The organism is Bacteroidota bacterium, from assembly GCA_016183775.1.
Taxonomy (GTDB): domain Bacteria; phylum Bacteroidota; class Bacteroidia; order JABDFU01; family JABDFU01; genus JABDFU01.
The window spans coordinates 1-22,955 of record JACPDY010000033.1 but is presented as its reverse complement, the minus strand read 5'-3'; the positions used below and the strand labels follow the sequence as shown (position 1 = coordinate 22,955).

Here is a 22,955-nt window from a genome sequence, read left to right as displayed (position 1 = left end):
GGGTTTAAGTTTCAGGTAATGACATATGATATGAAGGGGTACAAATATATTATTTTTTGCCAAACCAAGATTCCTTAATGCAATTGTATCATTGATTTTTCAGACAATTGTTAAAAAGGAAGGTGTTCAATCGATAAAAAGATTTTCATATCTTCTGTTTAAGTCAGGTGTGATAATTATTGAAATCGAACGACGTACATTAAAAAGGGGCAATATTGAAACTTATTCGTTTTGATTCACGTATAAAATGCCTGATAGTATTTTTATAATATAGTGTAATATACAGGCGGTTAAAAATTGTTATATTATTGAATTTCAGTTTGTTAATTTTTTTATATTTGATAGCTAACATTAAGGTTCAATTAAACGCCTAATATAATTTAGTAATGAAGAGAAAACTACTTTTTTCATACTTAATATTATTCTCTTTTTTTATTATAAGTGATCTTGTAAATGCGCAAGGTGCACCTCAGGGCATCAACTATCAGGCTATTGCCCGCGACAATTCGGGAAATATACTTGCCAATAAAATAATCAATGTAAAGTTTACTATAACAGGATCAAATTTATATACCGAGGAATATTTAAATATTTCAACAAATAAATTTGGTTTGTTCAATTTGGTAATTGGAAACGGGACTCCGGTTACAGGAACTTTTTTGGCCATAAATTGGGGTGCAGCTAGTCATTTCCTTGAAGTTTTTGTAGATTATGCCGGGAGTGGATATCAGTCTACAGGCAAAGCTCAACTGATGTCTGTGCCCTATGCTTTATTTGCTGGTAATGCTCCGGCAGGAGCTACAGGCGTTACTGGGGCTACGGGTAATCCTGGAATTGTAGGACCAACAGGTGCAACCGGTGTTGCTTCGACAATTCCTGGTCCAACCGGCGCAACCGGTTCTATAGGAATTACAGGAGCTACCGGTGCAACCGGTGCTGCTTCAACAATTCCTGGTCCAACAGGAGCTGCGGGTGTTACGGGTAATCCTGGAATTATGGGACCAACAGGTCCGACTGGTGCCGCTTCGACGATCCCAGGTCCAACTGGTTCTATAGGAAATACAGGAAGCACAGGTGCTACAGGTGCCACAGGTACCGCCGGAACAAATGGAGTCACGGGCGCAACGGGTGCCACAGGTACGGCAGGAACTAATGGAGTAACTGGCGCAACAGGCGCTACAGGTACAGCCGGAACTAATGGAGTGACGGGCACAACGGGCGCCACAGGTACAGCCGGAACGAATGGAGTCACAGGAGCAACGGGTGCTACAGGTACGGCAGGAACAAATGGAGTCACAGGAGCAACGGGCGCTACAGGTACAGCCGGAACTAATGGAGCAACGGGCGCTACAGGTACGGCAGGAACAAATGGAGTAACGGGCGCAACAGGCGCTACAGGTACAGCCGGAACTAATGGAGTGACGGGTGCAACAGGCGCCACAGGTGCGGCAGGAACTAATGGAGTAACGGGCGCCACAGGTACAGCCGGAACTAATGGAGCAACGGGCGCCACAGGTACGGCAGGAACTAATGGAGTAACTGGCGCTACAGGTACAGCCGGAACTAATGGAGTGACGGGCACAACGGGCGCCACAGGTACAGCCGGAAAGCCGGAACGAATGGAGTCACAGGAGCAACGGGTGCTACAGGTACGGCAGGAACTAATGGAGTGACGGGTGCAACAGGCGCCACAGGTACGGCCGGAACTAATGGAGTGACGGGCACAACGGGCGCCACAGGTACAGCCGGAACGAATGGAGTCACAGGAGCAACGGGTGCTACAGGTACGGCAGGAACTAATGGAGTGACGGGTGCAACAGGCGCCACAGGTACGGCCGGAACAAATGGAGTTACAGGAGTAACGGGCGCTACAGGTACAGCCGGAACTAATGGAGTGACGGGTGCAACAGGCGCCACAGGTACGGCCGGAACAAATGGAGTTACAGGAGCAACGGGAGCAACAGGTACAGCAGGAACGAATGGAGTAACGGGAGCAACGGGTGCTACAGGTACGGCAGGAACTAATGGAGTGACGGGCGCAACAGGCGCCACAGGTACGGCCGGAACGAATGGAGTAACTGGTGCAACGGGTGCCACAGGTATGGCCGGAACGAATGGAGTAACGGGCGCAACAGGCGCTACAGGTACGGCAGGAACAAATGGAGTCACAGGAGCAACGGGCGCTACAGGTACAGCCGGAACGAATGGAATAACTGGCGCAACAGGCGCCACAGGTACAGCAGGAACGAATGGAGTAACGGGTGCAACAGGCGCTGCAGGTACAGCTGGAACGAATGGAGTAACTGGTGCAACCGGAGAAACCGGCGCCACGGGCATAGCTGGAACAAATGGTGTTGATGGCGCTACCGGAGCAACTGGTCCAACCGGAGCTGATGGCGCTACCGGTACATTTGGTATTGTTGGTACAACAGGACAAACTATATATCACGATGGAACAGATTGGATTGCTACTTCCAATCTGTATAATGATGGTGCAAATATTGGTATTGGTGTTGTTCCGACATCCTTGCTTCACATCAAAGGGTCGTCCGATCCTTTAGAGGTCACACTTGAAAATACCGGAGGGAATTTTAAAACAGGATACAGGGTAAAAACCGCATTAGGAGAATGGTTTATGGGTCAGGAATCTACCGGCGGAATATTCAGCATAAAGGACGTTATGAACGATACAGTAAGGATGAAAATTATTTCTACAGGATATGTTGGTATTGGAATACAAGTTCCAACATCGCTTTTACATGTTAATGGTGACCTGCGTCTGGGATTTGCTACAAACACAAATGGATCATTGATATTTAACAATAATTCAAATGGAAAAGCTGTTACGATCCAGTCGGGCGCATCATTGAATGATGTTACTTATACTTTACCAACAGATGCTCCTGCTACAAGTGGCTATGTCTTAAGCAGTACCACACTTGGTGTTATGAGTTGGGTAAATCCAGCAACTGCAGCAAAAGCATGGGCGCTCACCGGTAATTCGGGTACAAATGCCGCAACAGATTTTATTGGTACTACCGATGCCATAGATTTTATTGTGAAATCGAACAATGTTGAAGTAGCCCGCTTTATAGGTTCTTCATTACCACAGGTTAGAATTGGTACCGGACTTTCTGGTACCGGTGGATTTAGCACAGCGATTGGTTCTAATAATGTTGTTAACGGTTTCAGAGCTACTGCATTGGGGAACTATGTGCAGGCCAATCACCTTGGTTCATTAGTAATAGGCGACTGGAGTGGAAGTGCTCCTGCCCTGACTCAATCAAGTGCTGTTGATCAAATGACAATGCGCTTCAATGGTGGTTATCGGTTCTTCACAAATTCTGCATTAACAGCTTCGCAAGGTATATACTTTGTTAATGGAGGTAATGTTGGTATCGGAACTCCAACGCCTGCTGCTGCCCTTGATATTGTTCCCGGGGTCACAGTTAATGCCGGTGTTATATTGAGACCATTCTTTACTGCAGCAGGAAGTACAAGTGAATTACAATTCAATGAACTTGCCGCGAATGGAGCGAATTATGTTGGCTTTAAAGCGCCTGATGCGATAGGCTCGAATAAAATCTGGACGCTTCCGGCCAATGACGGTGCTGCTGGTGAGCTCCTTTATACAAATGGATCCGGAATACTCAGTTGGATAAATCCTGTAACTGCTGCCAATGCATGGGGTTTGACCGGGAATGCGGGTACTACTCCTGCTACAAATTTTGTTGGCACAACGGATGCTCAGGATCTTGCTTTCAGGGCAGGTGGTGCTGGTTCCAGTTTTGAAAGGATGAGAATTCTTTCAACAGGTAATGTTGGTATTGGTACAACTACGCCGTTTTCAAAACTGCATATTACTGACAATACAGTTCCAACGGCTTCTGTTGATAAAGGAGTATTCATTGATTTGGTAAATTCTGCAGGCATAGCAAACTATATGACAGGCTTAAGATTTAAATCCAATTCTTCAACTTTGGATGAGCGTTATACCGGAGCGATTTTTTACAGATGGACCGGCGGTCCTGCAAATCAGATGATTTTTGCAGTTAAAGATAATGCTGTTGCAAACGTTTCTGCCAATGATGCAATCATGGTAGTTCATAAGGTGGAGTCGGGTAATTCATTTGTAGGAATAGGTATGGGTTTAGTAATACCTACCACTAAGCTACAGGTGGCCGGCGAAATTGGCTTGGGTAATGGAGCAAAAACCGGTAATACACCTGTTGTAGTTTGGCTGCAATACATGGGAGTAGTAGGTGCAAATCAAGTTGTTATTGTTGATCCTGCTACAGATAACTCGGTAACCACAATAGCAGCAGCAGGGCGCACGGATGTTGTTGGTGTAGCAATTGATGGAGCTGTTGCGGCAGGCTCAATCGGTCGTGTGGCTGTTTCAGGGGTTGTCTCGCTGAAGGCAGATGCAGGTGGTGCTGTAAGAGGTCAGCACGCCATAACAAGCGGCTTAACTGCCGGAAGCGCTGCAAGCACAGCATTGCCCGGTACCGGAGCATCTATTGGAGTATGGCTGGAGAATGTTGCGGCAAATGGTGTAGGAAGAGTACTTCTAAAATAAGTTCAAATAATTCTGGCAAAATGATATCTAAAATAGTTGATCATGTGAGATTCCTCCTGGTAATAATAATTGTTATTTTCTCCAGTCAATTATCTGCCCAGGTTGAACTCATTTCTTCAGGAACAGGCGCTGCATATACTCTTTCCTACCCCGCGAATACAAACGGATATGTGAACGGGATGTCCATCACGTTTAAGTCTCATATAGCAAATACAGGTGCTGCAACTATTAATGTAAATAGTCATGGTCCTGTAAGTATTGTTAATACGGCTAATGTCGCTTTATCGGCTGGAGATATTAAATTGGACCAGATTGTAACAATTGTTTATGACGGCACTAATTTTCAAATGATAACTACATCAGGGAATATTCTTGCCGGCACTCCTGTTTCCGGCAGCGGGACTATTGATTTTGTGCCTAAATGGAGTGGCTCATTTTCATTATCTAATTCTTTAATATTTGATAATGGGACAAATATCGGTATCGGAACTTCATCTCCTTTACATAAGTTAGAGATTAATAGTGCGGCAAGTGTTGGTGATACAACCGGTGTTACCCATGTCTATTCTAATAATAGCAGTCAGTCGAATGCATTTGCGGCTATCGGAAATAATACAGGCACACCTTCAGCAACAACTTTATATAGCAGGGCATATCTGGCGGGTTATGGTAATATCCGGAATGCAGGTCTTGGTGATTATGGTGTATGGGGTGAGGGTGCAACATGGGGGATCGTCGCAACCAATACATCAAACACTAATTATATTGCATTAGCGGGTAATCCGAATACATTGAGAATTGTTGATGGCAACGAGGGAACTTCGAAAGTGCTTACTTCCGATGCTTCAGGTAATGCTTCCTGGCAGACTCTGCCCGGTGGAATAAATACCTGGACAAGAACGCCACCCCGTTTATACCTGAATAATATTAGTGATAGTGTTGGTATTGGTATTTCCTTTCCTATAGCTAAGTTGCATGTGAGAAAAACAGGTGGAGCAGGTGATGGAGCAGCTTTTTATCATAGTGGTTCAGGTGATGCAATAAACGGATATAATACCGGCACAGGCGGAGCAGGTTATTTTCAAATAAGCAATGTCGCTAACGCATCGGACGCTATTTATTCGACAACCAATGGCAGCGGCGCTACTATATTTGGTAATGCAACAGGCATAGGTAGAGCCGGAGAATTTCAAATTAACAATGCGGCAAACGCAAATATTGCTTTAGCCGCTTATTCAAACGGTACAGGTAGGGCAGGTTATTTTGAGGTAACAAGTGCTTCAAATCCCAGTGATGCTTTGAGTGTTTATCACAATGGATCGGGTGATGCAATTAACGGATACAATTATGGAACAGGTAGAGCAGGTTATTTTCAAATAGTTAACTCTTTTAGTGCAGGTAATTCTTTGTATGCCGTATCAAATGGAACAGGGAATGTAGCTGTTTTTGAAAGTACCCATGCTACATCTCCTACGGCTGTATTGGCTGTTAAGGGTGGGCACATATTAAGTACGGGTACTGCGCCTGCCGTTACTTTGTCCACAGCGAATGGACTTACTGGAGCGGGAATTATTGGTGCAACATCAACAGATGTTAAAGGAACTATTACTACTGCGGGTACTAATGGGGGAGCCCTCAATTCAGTAATAACGCTTACTTTCAATAAGCCATACGCAACCTCTCCTAAAGTAGTGATAACCGCTGCCAATGCCAATGCTCAGGCAACAACATATTATGTTACCTCAACCACTACAACTTTTCTTTTAAATTTTAAAGGAGGAGGCGCGGCACCAAGCTTTAATTATATAGTGATAGAATAAAAGTGAGATGCAACAATGTTTGGAAAAAGCAGAAATATCACTTTCCTTTTATTTGTTCCGGTCATGCTGGCTGCACAGGTTGACCTGAGCCATCATGTTGTAGATTCCTGGGGTTCATTTTACGACAACGGTTCAATCAGTGTTTCCTCATCGGTTGGTGAAACGGTTGTGTTCACAGGAAACGATCCTACAACTAATCTTTGGTTTACGCAGGGTTTTCAGCAACCGGATTTTACTTTTTCTGTTCTTAATCTGACAGTTGTTGCCGATCCTGTTTCCTGTATCGGTAACAGTGACGGGAAAATCTCCGCTATGGCAACTGGCGGTGGCGGATTATATACCTACAACTGGTCAGGTGGTCAGATAGGAACCCTGGTTGATAACCTGGCAGCCGGAACGTATACTGTTACTGTAACAGATGTATCCGGTAATACGGCTTCTGATGTAATAACTTTAATCGAAGAACAGGTGAAGTGTGGTTTGGTAAAAATATACAAGGGATTCACTCCCAATGCTGATGGTCATAATGATACCTGGCGCATTACAGGAATTGAGAATTTTACAAGTCACGTCTCGATCTTTAACCGCTGGGGCGATCCCGTTTGGGAAGGTTCTGATTATGATAACAATACTGTTGTGTGGAATGGTGATAATAAAAGGGGGCAGTTGCTTCCCGATGGAACATATTTTTACGTCGTGAAGTATGATAATAAAACCGAAAAAGGCTGGGTGGAATTGACGAGGTAAATTAATAATGAAAGATTAGGAATGAGTAGTTTTTTTAAACATATTACATTTAGTTTTAGAGTGAAATATTTTATCATTCTTAATTTTTTATTTTTAATTTTTCATTACGCTTCAGCGCAACAAGATCCTCAGTACAGTCAGTATATGTTCAATCAATTGGTGATTAATCCGGCATATGCAGGAAGTAAAAACGCGGTGAGCACTTCCCTGCTTCTTCGAAACCAATGGGTTGGAATTGACGGTGCCCCTAAAACACAAACGTTGAGTGTGCATGCCCCGCTTAGTAGGAAAAAGATCGGGCTTGGATTGCATGTAATGGGCGACCAGATTGGTCCGGTAAAAACTACCGGCGTGTTTGGTTCTTATTCCTATAAACTTACTTTGCCCCAAGGTAAGTTGGCAATGGGCTTACGCTTTGGGGTATATCAATATATTTATAATTGGAACCAGATCGACCATTATGACCAGGCTGATAATGTTTATACGCAGAACCGAACAAATTATATAATTCCTACGGCTGATTTTGGGATGTATTACTATAATAATGATATGTTTACTGGTTTAAGTGTTACCCATCTTTTCAATGGCAGACTTACTTCTGTTGCTGCTCAAAATGGAGATAATGCTTCCTATGTGCCTCATGTTTTCTTCACCGGGGGAAAGGCATTTGATGTTTCCGGTTCTGTTATACTTAATCCTTCAGTAGTAGTAAAGACTGCCAAAAATTCCCCATTCAGTGTTGATATTAACCTCAATGCATTGTTCGAGCAAAGGTTGTGGGTTGGTGCTTCCTACCGCTCAAGCTATGGCATAGTTTTACTTACGCAGATAATTGTTACAGACAAACTGCGTGTTGGTTATTCATTCGATTGGGGGATGAATGAATTGACAAAATTAAGTACAGGATCACATGAAATAATGCTGAGCTACGATTTCAATGCATTCGGAAGGTCGAGAATTATTTCGCCACGATATTTTTGATCTTGCTGATGATCAATTGGGCCGAATGAGATAGATCGATTGCATTTATTTGCATTGAAAAGAATATTTTGCCCTAATCTCTGTTAACTTTGCCTGCCTGAGAAGCATCATTGATCTATGACAAAACAGGTATCTGTCGCCTTTCTTTTCATTTTTAGCGTAACCTGCTGTACCGCCCAGTTAAATAAAGCCAATACCTTTTTTAATAATTATGAGTATTCTAAAGCCATCCCGCTTTACAAAAAAATTGTAAAGCGGGATAGCAATATAGAGGCTCTTCAGCGACTGGCCGATTGTTACCGTTTACTTAAAGAATATGAATCGGCCGAAAAAGTATATGAAAAAGCGATTCAGAGAAAGGGTATCAACCCATTGAATTATTTTTATTATGGTGTTGCATTGAAAAATAACAACAAACCATCAAAAGCAAAGGAACAATTTGTAATATATTCCCGCCTTGTGCCGGATGATAAAAACACTAATGTATCGATCAGGTCATGTGATGATATTAAGATATGGCTCACCCGTCCGCCGCATTTTGAAGTCAGGAATGTGAAGGAATTAAATTCAAAAGCGGCTGAGTTTTGTCCTGTTCATTATAAAAATAAAATTGTTTTTACCACCGAACGTTCAAAGGACCTCGTGAATTTCGAAACGAGCGGACTCAACCAGCAACCCTTTCTTGATGTTTATTATGTGGTTCTTACTGATGAGAATGGTAAAACAAATTATTCTAAAGCTCGGCCGTTCCCTGCTCCAGTAAATTCCGATTATCATGATGGGCCCATCTCGTTTGATAACGACGGAACACTTTACATCACGCGTGTTTATAATTATTTAAAAGGAGCGAACTTTGTCAACCGTCCTAAAATTTTGATCGCTTCCACAAGAAAGAATAATAAGGATGACCAGAATTGGGAAAAACTAAGGGAGTTTCCGTTTAATAGCGATAATTATAGTGTTGAACATCCTTTTATAAGTTCGGATGGTAATACACTTTATTTTGTTTCAGATATGCCGGGCGGGTATGGGGCAAAAGATATCTGGTTCAGCAAAAAGAACGGAGATAAGTGGGAGCAGCCTCAAAACCTCGGCGATGAAGTGAACACATCAGGCAATGAAGCGTTTCCTTATATCCGAAAAGACGGGTTGCTCTATTTTTCATCTGATGGCCAGCCTGGATTTGGCGGGTTGGATATTTTTTCAGTTTCTTTTGAAAATAATAAATGGACAAAAGTTTCAAACCTGGGACTACCCCTGAATTCCCCCACGGATGATTTTGGCATAACTTTTTCTGAGGATATGCAAAAGGGTTATTTCTCATCCGACCGCCTAGGCGGGTCCGGCGCGGATGACATCTACTCTTATGTTGTTACCAACAAATCGATCGATGTAAGCGGAAAGGTGCTTCTGAGTCAGCAACTGGATGATCCGGCCAGAAATGTAAAAGTCTTTTTAATGACCGAAGATAGTACCGTTATCAATTTCACTACATCCGATAGCCTGGGCTTTTTTAAATTCGAAAATCTTTCCGCGGATTTAAAGTACCTGGTTAAAATGGATGAGGATGATCCGATACTCAGAGCCCGGAAAAAATTATATCTGGCAGATAATGAAAACAGGATTGTACGTGTTACAGTTATAAACGAAAAGGGAAATAAATTTGTTTTCCAGAGTCTGCCCGCCGATCAAAATACGTTGCCTATCCTTGATGAAGGCGATGGAGGTTTGCCAACGTTAGCCGGTACTATTTTGTATGGTGAAAATAATAAGCCGCTTACCAGTGCTAAAATTAACCTCGTGAACGAAATGGGAGAAGTATTGAAAGCGACAATCACGAACAGTGCAGGAGCATTTGTATTTGCCGATCTTCCTGCCGGACAGAAATATTCTGTGAAACTGGATGAGAATGAAGCTCAGCTTCCTCCTAATACAAAGATAAATGTGCTGAACAAAAAGGGAGAGATCATCGCTTCTGCTGTTACCGCGGAGAAAGGATTCGATTTTCAGCTTCTTCCTGCTGACCAGGCCAGGTTAACATTGAGCGAGGAGGAAGATGTGAAATTAAAGATGAGTATGTCCGGAAAATTGCTTTCAAGTGCGGGTGACAAGAAACCATTGGTTAACGTAAAAGTGAATTTGGTGAATGAAAGAGGAGATGTGTTGCAAACAGTTACTACTGATGCCCAGGGAAATTTTACTTTCAGCAAGCTTCCGTCCGATCGAAACTACCTGGTAAAAATTGATGAGGACGACCCTAAACTCGCGGGCCTTCCCAAAATTTTACTGGCCGATGAAAAGGGCAAGGTGATAAGCGAAATGAAAAATGAAAAAAACGGTTTTCGCTATGAATACCTTTCGGCCGAAAACGCTTCATTGTCATTAATGAGTGTTGATGATTCGTATTTGAAATTCAGTATGAAGGGAAAGATCATGAATGGTGATGGTACCGGCGCTCCTGTTGCAAATGCCAAAGTGAACCTGTTAAATGATAAGGGCGAGATCGTGCAAACCGGTTATACGGATGACGCCGGGAACTTTGTGTTTACGAAGCTGCCTCCGGATGGAAATTTTTATGTGTCTATTGATGAAAAGGACACTAAGCTGGCGAACCTGAAGCGCCTCATGCTTGCCGATGGAGCTGGTAATACCGTGAAAGAAGTGAAGTTGAATTCAAAAGGAGAATTTAAATTTCAATTGCTGAGCGCCGATTCCCAGGCGCATTCATTGATGGAGGTTGAAGATACGGGTCTGAAAGGCGACCTGCTTGGCAGACTGTTGACGGCTGATGGTTCGGCCAAAGGTATGGCCAATAAAAAAGTAACGCTTGTTAATGACAAAGGGGAAGTTGTGGATTCAACTACAACCGATGCGAATGGGCAATTCACTTTTAAAGACCTTCCTTCCGATAAAAAGTATCTTGTGAAGCTGGATGAGGGGGATGCGCCTCTTGCGGGCAATCTGAAACTTGTGTTAACAGATGCGAGTGGAAATAATATGCAGGAGGTGAAGTCGAATGAAGAGGGGATTTTTCAATATGAACTTCTTTCCGGCGACAAAAAATTATTTACACTGTTTAACGAAACTGAAAATTCTTTGCGCGCCATCAGGGGTAGCTTGCTGGCAGGAGATTCCCTGAAAGCCGAAGCGTTGGCCAATTCAAAGATAGCCCTGTACACTGCTTCCGGTAAGCTTTTGCAGACTGCATTCACCGACAGGAACGGGCGTTTTTTCTTTTTGAACCTCCCTCCAGCGGGAAACTTTTTTATAAAAATGGATGAGAAGGACCCTGGATTGGTTTTGGCTTCGAAGCTTGTTTTAACGGATGAGAGAGGTGTAACGGTTCGTGAGTTTAAGAGCAAAAAGAACCGGTTCAGGTTTGAGCTTTTGCCATCTGACGTAAAAGCCTTATCGGCAGAATCGGTTGACGATTCATGGAGTAAGCTTAAGTTGATGGAGAAGAAACTTTTTGCCGATAATAAAAAAGCAGATAATATAAAAACCGAAACGCCGTCACCCAAATTGCCCTATGGTTACGGTTTGTTTGAAAATCTTTATTTTGAATCAGGCAAATATGCGCTTTCGCCAAAGGCAAAAAATGAGCTGATGAAAGTTGTGGCATATATTAAAATAACCCCGGGAACAATAATTGAATTGGATGGCTTTGCAGACAGCCGTGGGGCTAGCAGGGCAAACCTGTACCTGTCTGACCTCAGGGCCCGTGCGGCAAAGAATTATTTAGTTGCCAGAGGGATAAATGTGAACCGGCTTAAATGCGTTGCTTATGGCGAAACTCAACTCATCAACTCATGTAATGATCCCTTACCATGTACTGAGGAACAGCAGGCCCCAAACCGAAGGGTTGAAATTAAAGTAATTTATAGGAAAAAAAGGTAGTGTAAGGCTTTCCCGAATAGAAAAAACTGCTTAATTCTGCAAAAAATTGGGTTTGCTGCAGAGGCTAGTGTAAATTTTTAAAATTGCACTTCAGTAATTAAATGTTAGTTAATTATTGACAAGTTTATTGTCTTTTTTCAACTAATTTACTACATTAGTCCCGTTATATTAGTCTGAAAAATTGAGAAAAACTACTTCTACGTATATATTTTTAGTTTTATCATTTTGGGTTTCTACCAGTATACTTTTTGGTGCGAAAGAGCCTGCCGTTTTCGGAAATAAGTCTTCCCACATTGTTGTTATTCCCCCGCCCGTTACCGCCGGAACATTTCCTGATATATGCCAGAATGGGAAAGCTTTTTTATTAACGGGAGGAAGTCCGAGCGGCGGTTATTATACCGGTCAGGGAGTAATAAATGGATATTTTTATCCTTCCAGCGCCGGTGCAGGTACGCATACAATAACATATACTGTATACGTTGGAGGAGTACCGCAAACTGCAACCACTACAATTAAAGTAAATCCAAGACCTGCTTACCCATCTGTAATAACGAGCGGAACACTTCCATTTGTTGGTACTAACGGACAGTATGGGGGATCCGCTTGTCCCAATGGCGGCTATGCATACAGCACCCCCGGTTGTACTGGCAAAACAGAAAATTATATTATTCCTCCGGAAGCCGGAACTACTTATAAATGGGAGCCAAGTAGTAAGTATGGTAAAACATATAGTGGTGGAGGTTCTATTGTTGGTTCTAACACAGGTAATAGTGTTGATATTAAGTGGGACTCTTCAGGAGTCAATAAAATTTATACTTCGGGCGGCAGCAGGTATTATTATTCTTTATTTAAGGTTACTGCTACAAATTCTTTTGGCTGTACAGATTCATTCTTTCTGTTCTTTCAAATTAATATTGCTCCAAAAGCGGATTTTACTGCAACTACAGTTTGCGTCGGAAATGAAACTCAATTTACTGATAATTCTGCCGATGCTACTCAGTGGTTTTGGGATTTTGGCGATGGTACTACCTCAACCGAAAAAAATCCCAAGCATGTTTTTACAACCGGTGGTCCGCATACTGTTAAGTTAACCACTAAAAGTGGTTGCTATTGCGAAACTACCGTTACAAAAACGGTGAATGTAATATCAACCCCGGCTCCAAAAGTAACATGCCCTTCAACATTTTGTCCGGGTACCAGTTCGAGTTATTCCACTGATCCGGTTTGTGGGGGATACAATTGGGTTGTTAACGGTGGAACTATTGCATCCGGGCAGGGTACGCCTAACATTACAGTGAATTGGGGCCCTAATGGTCCTACCGGAACCGTTTCATTAACAACAAGCGGATGTAATCCCAATCAATGTTCAAGTCCTACTACAAATACGGTTCCGTTGATTCCTCCTGTGTCATCTATTGCAGGTAAAACAAAAGTCTGTCAATATGAGGCTGCAACTTATAATATGCCCTCTTTCCCGGGAAGTAATGTTTCCTGGAGCATTGTTCCCGCAACTGCAGGAACAATTAATGATGGTCAGGGAACAAATACTGTCGATATTACCTGGAATACCAGCGGCAATGCTAAAATTGTTGTAACGATTGATCATGCCATATTGGGTTGTAAGAGTTCAACTACGCTCGATGTGATCATATTGCCTTACTTTTCGGTGAGCACAACTACATACTCTCTTTGTAAGGGTGGTAGCGGTACAATTACAGCAAGCCCTTCCGGAGGCATGACATGGACAATTCCGGATAAGAAGGGAACAATAACTTCGGGACAGGGTACAGGTTCAGTTGTTATTAATTGGCCATATGCCGGAAGTCATATGGTAATTGCAAAGCCAACCACTGCTAACAAATACTGTAACGATTCTTCATACACTTATGTTTATGTTGATTCTGTTCGTCCGCCTTCTGTTGATGGCCCTTTATATATTTGTCCCGGATCAACTTATAAGTATACTTCCTTAGGCCCTACAAGTCCGTATAGTTATAACTGGACTGCCACTAATGGTACTATAACAAGTACTAGTGGAAATGATGTCTGGATAAAATGGGGCACAACCGGCCCTTATTCATTTACAGTCAAACAAAATAACGGATACGCGCCTTATTGCTCATCTGCACCATTGGTTATTCCGGTGTATGACTTAACCTCTGTTCCTCCGCCTATCAAAGGAAAAGATTCCACATGCGTTGACAATACGTACACTTACTCTGTTCCTTATTTAACGGGTGCGACTTATGCATGGTCAATTAGTCCTCCTCAGTTTGCAAGTATAATTACCGGTCAGGGAACCAGTGCAATTTCTCTTGAGTTTTCAAGTGCGGGCACAGCGGTAATTACCTGTAAGACTACTTTGTGTCCGACTCCCATGGTTTCCACTTTTACAGTAACAATTAATCCATCCCCCAAGCCTCCTATAAGTTCTGTTGGTTATATGTGTCCCACGAATGGAAGTGTGACATTATCTACCTCGCCTGGCTATTCCACATACAGTTGGTCGCCATCGGGAGGTACCGGGCAAACTGCAGTGGTCACTACGGATGGCTATTATATTGTATATGTTAAAGGGAAAAATGGTTGTGTTGGCAAAGAAAAGATTGAAGTTCCGATGCAGGAAGCTCCGATGGCTCATATTTCATCGGAAGACCCTCATAATTATGGATGCATAGTTCCGAATACAGTAAATACCACTTTAAGGGCTTTGCAAGGTGGGGGAAACGGATCTGTTACATATCAATGGTATCACAAGGGGACACCTGTCGGAACAAATTCTCCTAGTTATACCGCTCTTGATAGTGGAAAATATTGGTTGGTAGTGACTAATTCATATGGATGTATTACCACTTCTAATCCATTCTATATTAGTAGAATTTCCTGTGGCACACTTTCAGGGAGTGGTCCTCCGGGTCCTCCGGGCAATGGTTCCAGCTCATCTGGCGCTGTTGGTGCAGCGGGTGCCGGTGGCGTTGGTGCGGGCGACTTACGTCCTGTTCCTGTAGGGGGAGGTGATAAATTTGGCGGTGGTGTTTCAACCATGTCAAATATTTCTTCAGGATCGGGAGACGATAAAGTTTTAGCCACACAGATTATCTGTGTCAGAAATATTCAATTTAGTAACACCTCGCCGGATGCAACCGACAGGTGGTCGTGGGAGTTCGGGGATTTTACTTCAATCGACACAAATGAGAACCCGTTGCATTTATATGCGATGCCGGGGTATTACTATATTACATTCTGGACTCATTTTGCGTTGCCAAAAACGGGTTGGAAAGCTCAGTATATTCCTATTGAAATCCCATATAAAGCGGCTTTCAAATATAAGCCAAATTGCGGCGGAGCTATCTTTACTGATAAGTCAATGCATACGAGCGGATCACCGATTACCAACTGGAATTGGGACTTTGGAGATGGCAATACATCTACTGCTCAAAATCCGGGTCATACTTATGCCGCTCCCGGAACTTATACCGTAGTATTATCTATTAGTGGTTCTGTTTGTACGCGAACTACTTCTCAGACGGTTACAATTCCTCCTAAACCGACAGCTGAATTTACTGCACCTTCCGCTTGTATAACTTTTCCTACAAAATTCACGGATGGTTCTACCGGAACCTCATTATATGAATGGAAATGGGAGTTTGGAGATGGTTATATTTCTAATAATCAAAATCCATATCACACCTATGGTTCGCCTGGAAACTATACTGTGAAGTTGACCGTTACTGATGTTACTGGTTGTTCGAGTACGGTAACGCATACTGTAGTTGTTTCTTCTCCTTCAGGAGGAGCATCCATTACGGCTAATGGTCCAACTACGTTCTGCAGGGGTGGTACAGTACTGCTTACGGCGACTGCGGCAGCAAGCTATCAGTGGTCGAATGGTGCAACCAGTCAGTATATATTGGTTAATCAGACAGGATACTACAGCTGCACTATAACATTCGCTACCGGATGTGTTGTTAAAATACCTCAGGTTTATGTTAAAGTATTGTCTACTCCATCTGCATATATGTATTCCAACGTAAATGGCTTTATTTGTGCCGGTACAACTGCCAGCTATAGCGCATCTTATAGTAAAAATTTTTCTTACCAGTGGTACAAAAATGGTGTGGCTATAAGTGGAGCCACTACATATACATATACTACAAGTACTACGGGTATTTATAGGGTACACGTTGTTGATAAAACAACCGGGTGTTTTGTTGATCCTCCCGAGGACACTATTACTTCAATACAGCCTTCCCCTACAATGCCGACAATAACAGGCCCTGGATCTTTTTGTGACGGAACCACAATTACTCTTGTAGGCTCATCATCCGGTGGAACTCCCCCTTTAACTTATGAATGGACTAACGGATCAACACAAACTTCTATAACTGTAAATACGGGAGGTACCCAGTACCTGACTGTGCAGGATAAAAACGGATGTTATAAAACTGCAAACAAGGACATCAAGTTAAACCCGAAACCAAACTTAAATGGTTTCCCGGTTGGGTGTTATGAAATGTGCAAAAGAGATACGTTAAGAGTGCTCGGTGGGATGGCATCTTACCAATGGTACCTCAACGGAGTGGCTATTCCTGCGCCAAAAGGCACGTCTCAGAATATGATTGTTACTGATGATGGTGCATATCGCCTTGTCGCTAAAACAACAGCAGGATGTATTGATACTTCGGCAAAAGTTGATATAACCACGAAACCGTTACCGGTAGCTATTTGTGTTGCCGGCGGCGAAGTTGATTCGTTGAAAGGAACTACTGATGGTATAACTTATAACTGGACTCCGACTACCGGGTTATCTAATCCGAATATTCTGAATCCTATTGCTAAACCGGCTTCAACAACAGATTATATTTTACGCGCTAAAGGAAGTAACGGTTGTAAGAACAGCGATACAGTTAAGGTAACTGTGAGTTGTACAAATCCGAAGGTTACGGTTGCCGGAAATATTACCTGTAAGGCAGGCTGTGTTTCACTTACTGCTACCGGTGGCGGCGGCGGGATAAAACCATACTCATATAAATGGAGCAGCGGGCAAACCGGTTTAGGACCTCATAGCGTATGTCCGGCTTCAACGATCATATATACTGTTACAATAACTGATGCAGCAGGCAATACAGGAAAGGATACCGCTCTGGTAGTTGTTAAACCCGGTATAACATCAATTACTTCTGCTAAGGTTGATATAAAATGTAAAGGAGCAGCAAATGGTACGTTGAGTGTTACTCCAACCGGTGGAATTGCTCCATATACTTATTCTTGGTCAACAGGGGCATCAGCTCAGACCATTACAGGATTATCTGCCATGACCTATTCTGTTTCGATCATTGATTCTTTGGGTTGCAAACGTGATACAGTGCTTACAATAGCCGAACCTGATTCAATCAAGCCGGTAACTGCAACCACTCCTGCTGCATGCGGAGGTAATAATGGTTCCATGTCGGTAACAGTAAGCGGAGGTCAGGGGCCGTATACTTATTCATGGTCGCCATTGGGAGGAACAGGGCAAACTGCTGCAAATGTTCCAACCGGAAATTATGTTGTTACAATAACTGATGCAAATAACTGTAGCACAACAACAACTGCGATCGTAAATAGTGCCGGCGGGATGACTGGTAGTATCAATTCATTTAATGATGCGACATGTAATGGAGCCGCGAATGGCAGTGCATCTGTAACCACATCCGGGGGAACAGCGCCGTTAATATATAGTTGGAGTCCAATTGGCGGAACCGGGGATACTGCAAATAGCCTTTCTGCAGGGACGTATACTGTTACCGTTACGGATGTAAATAATTGTATTGTGGTTACTACTGTTACTATTTCAGAACCGGCTATTATTGGATTGACAACGACATCAACTGATGCCAATTGCGGGAACAGTAATGGATCCGCTACTGTTGCTGCGACAGGCGGCACGGGAGTTTATACATATTTATGGACACCGGGAGGAGCGACAGGCGCAACGGCAAGTGGGCTTTCAGCCGGAAATTACGATGTTTCAATTACTGATGCCAGCGGATGTTCCTCAACCACAGCTGTAACTATTAATAATCTCAGTGGCCCTGCAGTAACTACTCAGTCGACCGATATTTTATGTTATGGCGCGGCAGATGGAACGGCCCAGGTAAATGTTACAGGCGGTACCGGTTCATATACATACAGCTGGCAGCCATCGGGAAGCACAACAAATTCTTTAAGTGGCCTGACCGCAGGAACATATACAATAAATGTGAATGATGGGGGAGGTTGTCTGATCAGCTCGACTGTTACCATCACTGAGCCGGTGCAGATCAATGTTTCGGTTTCTACAACTGATGCCGCCTGTGGTTCAGCAAATGGAAGCGCGGTTGTTACAGCAACTGGTGGAGCCGGCACATTGAGTTATTCATGGCAGCCGTCTGGAGGAACCGCAATTACAGCTTCCAATTTAGCTGCGGCCTCTTACACTGTAATTGTTACTGATGGTAATAATTGCAGCGTCACTCAAACAGGTATTGTTAATAATATAGGTAGTCCGGTAGTAAGTATACAGTCATCTGCAGATGTTACATGCAATGGAGTTTCTGATGGAACAGCTTCTGTTACTTCCTCAGGAGGAATTACCCCGTATACGTATAGTTGGTCGCCTTTGGGTGGAACAGGAAGTACCGCGGGCAATCTTTCAGCAGGAATATATACGGTTACTGTTACCGATGCCAATAATTGCGCTTCATTTACAACGGTTACTATAACAGAACCAACTATAATTCAGTTATCAACAAGCACTGTTGATGCCAATTGCGGAGGCAGCAATGGCTCTGCCACAGTAACAGCAGCAGGAGGAACAGGTTCATATAATTATTCATGGACACCGGGTGGTGCGGCAACTTCAGCCGCAAACGGACTTTCTGCAGGCAGCTATGATGTTATGGTTACTGATGCGAATGGATGTACAAATTCAACATCTGTAACTATCAATAATCTTAGTGGTCCGACTATAATGGTTCAGTCAACAGATATTTTGTGTTATGGCGCGGCAGATGGAACAGCCCAGGTAAATGCTACAGGCGGTACCGGTTCATATACATATAGCTGGCAGCCATCGGGCAACACGACAGCTTCTGTAAGTGGCCTTCCTCCCGGAACATATACGGCCAGTGTAAATGATGCCGGAGGGTGTCTGATCACATCAACTGTAACGATCACCGAATCTCCACAGATAAATGTATCTGTGGCGGTAACTGACGCCGCCTGTGGTTCAGCAAATGGAAGCGCGGTTCTTACAGCAACCGGTGGAGCCGGCACATTGAGTTATTCATGGCAGCCGTCCGGAGGAACCGCAATTACAGCTTCTAATTTAGCTGCGGCTTCTTACACTGTAATTGTAACTGATGGCAATAATTGCAGTGTCACTCAAACGGCAATTGTTAATAATATAGGTAGTCCCGTAATAAGCGTACAGTCATCTTCAAACGTTACATGCAGTGGAGTTTCTGATGGAACAGCTTCTGTTACTTCAACGGGTGGAATAACTCCTTATGCACGGTTACTATAACAGAACCAACTATAATTCAGTTATCAACAAGCACTGTTGATGCCAATTGCGGAGGCAGCAATGGCTCTGCCACAGTAACAGCAGCAGGAGGAACAGGTTCATATAGTTATTCATGGACACCCGGTGGTGGCGCAACCTCAGCGGCAATCGGACTTTCAGCAGGTAGTTATGATGTTTTGGTGACAGATGCAAATGGATGTACAGCCTCAATATCTGTGTTAATTAATAATCTCAATGGTCCTTCTGTAACAACTCAATCCACTGATGCCAAATGTAATGGTGCGACAAATGGAACGGCACAGGTAAATGCTACAGGTGGTACAGGTTCGTATGCATACAGCTGGCAGCCATCGGGAAATACCGGTAATTCAGAAAATGGTCTTTCTGCGGGGACCTATACTGTTAATGTAAGTGATGGAGCCGGATGTCTTGTTGTGTCTACAGTGACCATTACCGAACCATCTCCAATCACTGTTTCGGTTGCAGCAACAGACGGTACATGTGGTGCTGCGAACGGCAGCGCTGTAGCAACTGTAACGGGAACATCAGGTGTTCTGACTTATAACTGGTCTCCGACAGGTGGTACGGGCGATACAGCAACTTTACTCGTAGCTGATACATATACGATTGTTGTTACGGACGCTAATGGTTGTTCACAAACAACTTCCGCAATAGTTGGCAATACTGCTCCGGTAGCTGTTACCGCAGCTTCTGCAGGTAGTGTTAGTTGTAGCGGAGGCAGTGATGGTTCTGCAGTAGCCACTACGGGCGGAGGAACTTCTCCTTTTACTTTTGCCTGGTCACCATTGGGTGGGACAGGTGCAAGTGCCTCGGTTTTAGTTGCCGGCACATATACGGTTAGTGTTACTGATTCTAAAGGCTGCACTTCAACTTCAGATGTAATTATTACTGAACCTGCCGCCATAACATTGGCGACTCCTTCACCATCGACCATATGTATAGGCCAGAGTTCGGTATTGACAGCTTCAGCGAACGGAGGTACGCCTGCTTACACTTATTCATGGATGCCTGGATCTCTGAGTGGTTCAAATGTAAGCGTGAATCCGGTAGCTACAACTATATATACGATCACTGCAAGTGACGCGAATGGCTGTACTTCATCAACACAAACAGTAACAGTAGATGTTAAACCGCCTTTGCAGCTTGATGCCGGTATTACTCAGAATATATGTGTTGGTGGTTCGGTAACTCTTAATGCCACAGCCACAGGTGGCGATGGAAACTATTCTTATAACTGGCTGCCTATGAATTCATCAGGAGCTACATTAAGTGTCATACCTACGGGTACCACCAGTTATACTGTTGTGGTTTCTGATGGTTGTGGAACGCCTTCTGCGAATGATACGGTTGAAGTTAAAGTTAATGCCTTGCCAGATCCAACTTTTGTTTCGGATACAACGTCAGGCTGCGAGCCTGTTTGTATTCAGTTCAACAATACAACCTTGGGTACATCCGCAAACTGTTCATGGGATTTTGGTGATGGCGGTTCAAGCCAGAATTGTTCTCCATATGCCTGCTACCGCAAGGCCGGTGGTTATACCGTTAAGTTAACTGTTACTGATAGCTTTGGTTGTGTAGCGTCAATAACAAAAAATAATTACATCACTGTTTACCCTTTACCTACCGCAGCATTCAAGGCAGATCCTAAGGAAACTACAATTCTGACACCCAATATCACTTTTACGGACAAGAGCTCAACCGATGTTGTAAAGTGGGACTGGAGTTTTGGGGATCTGTTCAATTCAACATCTACTGATCAGAATCCAACTTATACCTACCAGGATACCGGCAGATATGAGGTAGAACTGCTTGTTACAACTCAATATGGTTGTACGGATACAGCAACGGATATTGTTGTGATCCATGCTGATTATACATTCTATGTACCTAATGCGTTTAGTCCAAATGGTGATGGCAAGAACGAGTCATTCTTCCCTAAAGGCTTTATGATCAATCCTGACTGCTACAAAATGACTATTTTTGATCGTTGGGGTCTGGTTATTTTTTCAACAGACGATCTTAATGTTGGCTGGGATGGAAGAGCTAAGGGAGGAAAAGACATCGCCCAGCAGGATGTTTATGAATGGAAAATTGAAACCTGTGATTACATGAAGAGAAGATATCAATATATAGGTCATGTTACACTTGTAAAATAGTATTTCTGCGAATACCCTATAATTTACCGGAGTTCACCTTTTTGATTGTTGTTTTGATTTGCTTGGATGCCCTTTTTTACAAAAATCCAGTAAGGGTTGTAAAAATGGGTGCCGCCCCCCTTGCTTTTCCTATTGAAAATGACTACATTCATCTTGCATTAGTTGAGAAAAATGGACAATTGAGTATGTTGAGTTTGAAAAGTAATAGAAGAATACGTTTTGTTTTTAGTGTTAAAAAACATCAGTCTTGTGCAATAGACAATACATACAGGCATCTTCGTCATTGATTAGTCAATTCGACTTTCTGAAAAAAATAATTATCACATTCTTACTTGTTGTTATATTTTCATCTGATTCTTTTGCTCAGGGTGGAAATACATGTACTGCAGCTCAGGCTTCGCCGATCACTATCGGAACATCTTATAAGGGCCAAACAACATGCGCCAAAGGGAATGATTATGTTGGAGCGGGAGGATGTTTGACAAACTATACCGCTTTGGATTGGGTTTATTATTTTTGTCCAACACAGTCCGGTTATGTTAATTTTTCACTTGAAAATGTTTCTCCAAAAACCGGCACGAATGCTAATCCTAATATTTCAATTTTTAATGGTTGTCCCGGCTCATCAACATGCCTGGTTTCAGGAAGCGGAATAGTTAGTGGCACAACAACTCCTGCTACCCTGGTAACAATAGGAGCAAAAGTAACTGCGGGTCAGTGTTATTATTTGCTTGTGGATGGAAGCAATGCCGCTCCGAATGCCGATTGTATCAACTTTAATTTATCTTCAACCTTTACGGTAGTTACGCAAAATGCGACATGTGTCAATATGGATTTCGAACAAGGCAACCTGAATGGATGGTTTGCCAGTACAGGAACAGTTGTGACCGGGCCCGTCGGTGCTCAAACTCCGAATTATAACATGACCGGTTACACAGCAGTTACAGGAAGACATACCATTGTGGGCCCGGGGGGGACGGATCCCTGCGGCGGATTCCCTTTGGCGGGGGTTGGAAGCAAATCGCTCCGGCTTGGCAATAACATTAACGGTGCCCAGGGTGAACAGGTCAGCCAGACTTTTTTAGTTTCAAAATTTAATGCGAATTTCACGTATAGATACGCTGTTGTATTTGAAGATCCCAAGCATACCAAACCTGAGCAGCCGTTCTTTACAGCGTTGGTAAGAGACCAGAGTGGTAACATCATAC

At 43.3% G+C, this 22,955-nt stretch carries 9 protein-coding genes and 1 pseudogene; all 10 read left to right on the top strand.

Annotation, left to right across the window (positions count from 1 at the left end):
- Nucleotides 1-386: 386 nt before the first annotated feature.
- Entirely contained in the window at nucleotides 387-1,673 is a 1,287-nt protein-coding gene (locus HYU69_04270) for a collagen-like protein (GenBank protein MBI2269556.1), read from the top strand.
- Complete coding sequence (locus HYU69_04265; protein MBI2269555.1) at nucleotides 1,670-4,579, top strand: collagen-like protein; 2,910 nt, start codon at nucleotides 1,670-1,672, stop codon at nucleotides 4,577-4,579. The genes HYU69_04270 and HYU69_04265 overlap by 4 nt, the downstream gene beginning before the upstream one ends.
- A gap of 20 nt (nucleotides 4,580-4,599) precedes the next feature.
- Nucleotides 4,600-6,399 carry a hypothetical protein gene (locus HYU69_04260; GenBank protein MBI2269554.1) on the top strand — a complete coding sequence of 600 codons (1,800 nt, stop codon included), beginning with the start codon at nucleotides 4,600-4,602 and terminating at the stop codon, nucleotides 6,397-6,399.
- A 15-nt stretch (nucleotides 6,400-6,414) separates the two neighbouring features.
- Complete coding sequence (locus HYU69_04255; protein MBI2269553.1) at nucleotides 6,415-7,146, top strand: gliding motility-associated C-terminal domain-containing protein; 732 nt, start codon at nucleotides 6,415-6,417, stop codon at nucleotides 7,144-7,146.
- Between the two features lie 21 nt (nucleotides 7,147-7,167).
- Nucleotides 7,168-8,127, top strand: a complete 960-nt coding sequence (locus HYU69_04250) for a type IX secretion system membrane protein PorP/SprF (protein ID MBI2269552.1) — start codon at nucleotides 7,168-7,170, stop codon at nucleotides 8,125-8,127.
- 117 nt (nucleotides 8,128-8,244) lie between these two features.
- Entirely contained in the window at nucleotides 8,245-12,024 is a 3,780-nt protein-coding gene (locus HYU69_04245; protein MBI2269551.1) for a carboxypeptidase regulatory-like domain-containing protein, read from the top strand.
- 181 nt (nucleotides 12,025-12,205) lie between these two features.
- Nucleotides 12,206-19,570, top strand: a complete 7,365-nt coding sequence (locus HYU69_04240; protein MBI2269550.1) for a PKD domain-containing protein — start codon at nucleotides 12,206-12,208, stop codon at nucleotides 19,568-19,570.
- Nucleotides 19,567-19,698, top strand: a pseudogene (locus HYU69_04235) (SprB repeat-containing protein). The gene HYU69_04240 and the pseudogene HYU69_04235 overlap by 4 nt, the downstream one beginning before the upstream one ends.
- A gap of 48 nt (nucleotides 19,699-19,746) precedes the next feature.
- Nucleotides 19,747-21,747 carry a gliding motility-associated C-terminal domain-containing protein gene (locus tag HYU69_04230; protein MBI2269549.1) on the top strand — a complete coding sequence of 667 codons (2,001 nt, stop codon included), beginning with the start codon at nucleotides 19,747-19,749 and terminating at the stop codon, nucleotides 21,745-21,747.
- Nucleotides 21,748-21,994: 247 nt separating this feature from the next.
- Nucleotides 21,995-22,955: hypothetical protein (locus tag HYU69_04225; GenBank protein MBI2269548.1), on the top strand; the 961-nt coding region annotated here is incomplete at its 3' end.

Coding starts and splice junctions, on each gene's coding strand:
- HYU69_04270 (MBI2269556.1), top strand. CDS start 387: ATGAAGAGAAAACTACTTTTTTCATACTTAATATTATTCTCTTTTTTT.
- HYU69_04260 (MBI2269554.1), top strand. CDS start 4,600: ATGATATCTAAAATAGTTGATCATGTGAGATTCCTCCTGGTAATAATA.
- HYU69_04255 (MBI2269553.1), top strand. CDS start 6,415: ATGTTTGGAAAAAGCAGAAATATCACTTTCCTTTTATTTGTTCCGGTC.
- HYU69_04250 (MBI2269552.1), top strand. CDS start 7,168: ATGAGTAGTTTTTTTAAACATATTACATTTAGTTTTAGAGTGAAATAT.
- HYU69_04245 (MBI2269551.1), top strand. CDS start 8,245: ATGACAAAACAGGTATCTGTCGCCTTTCTTTTCATTTTTAGCGTAACC.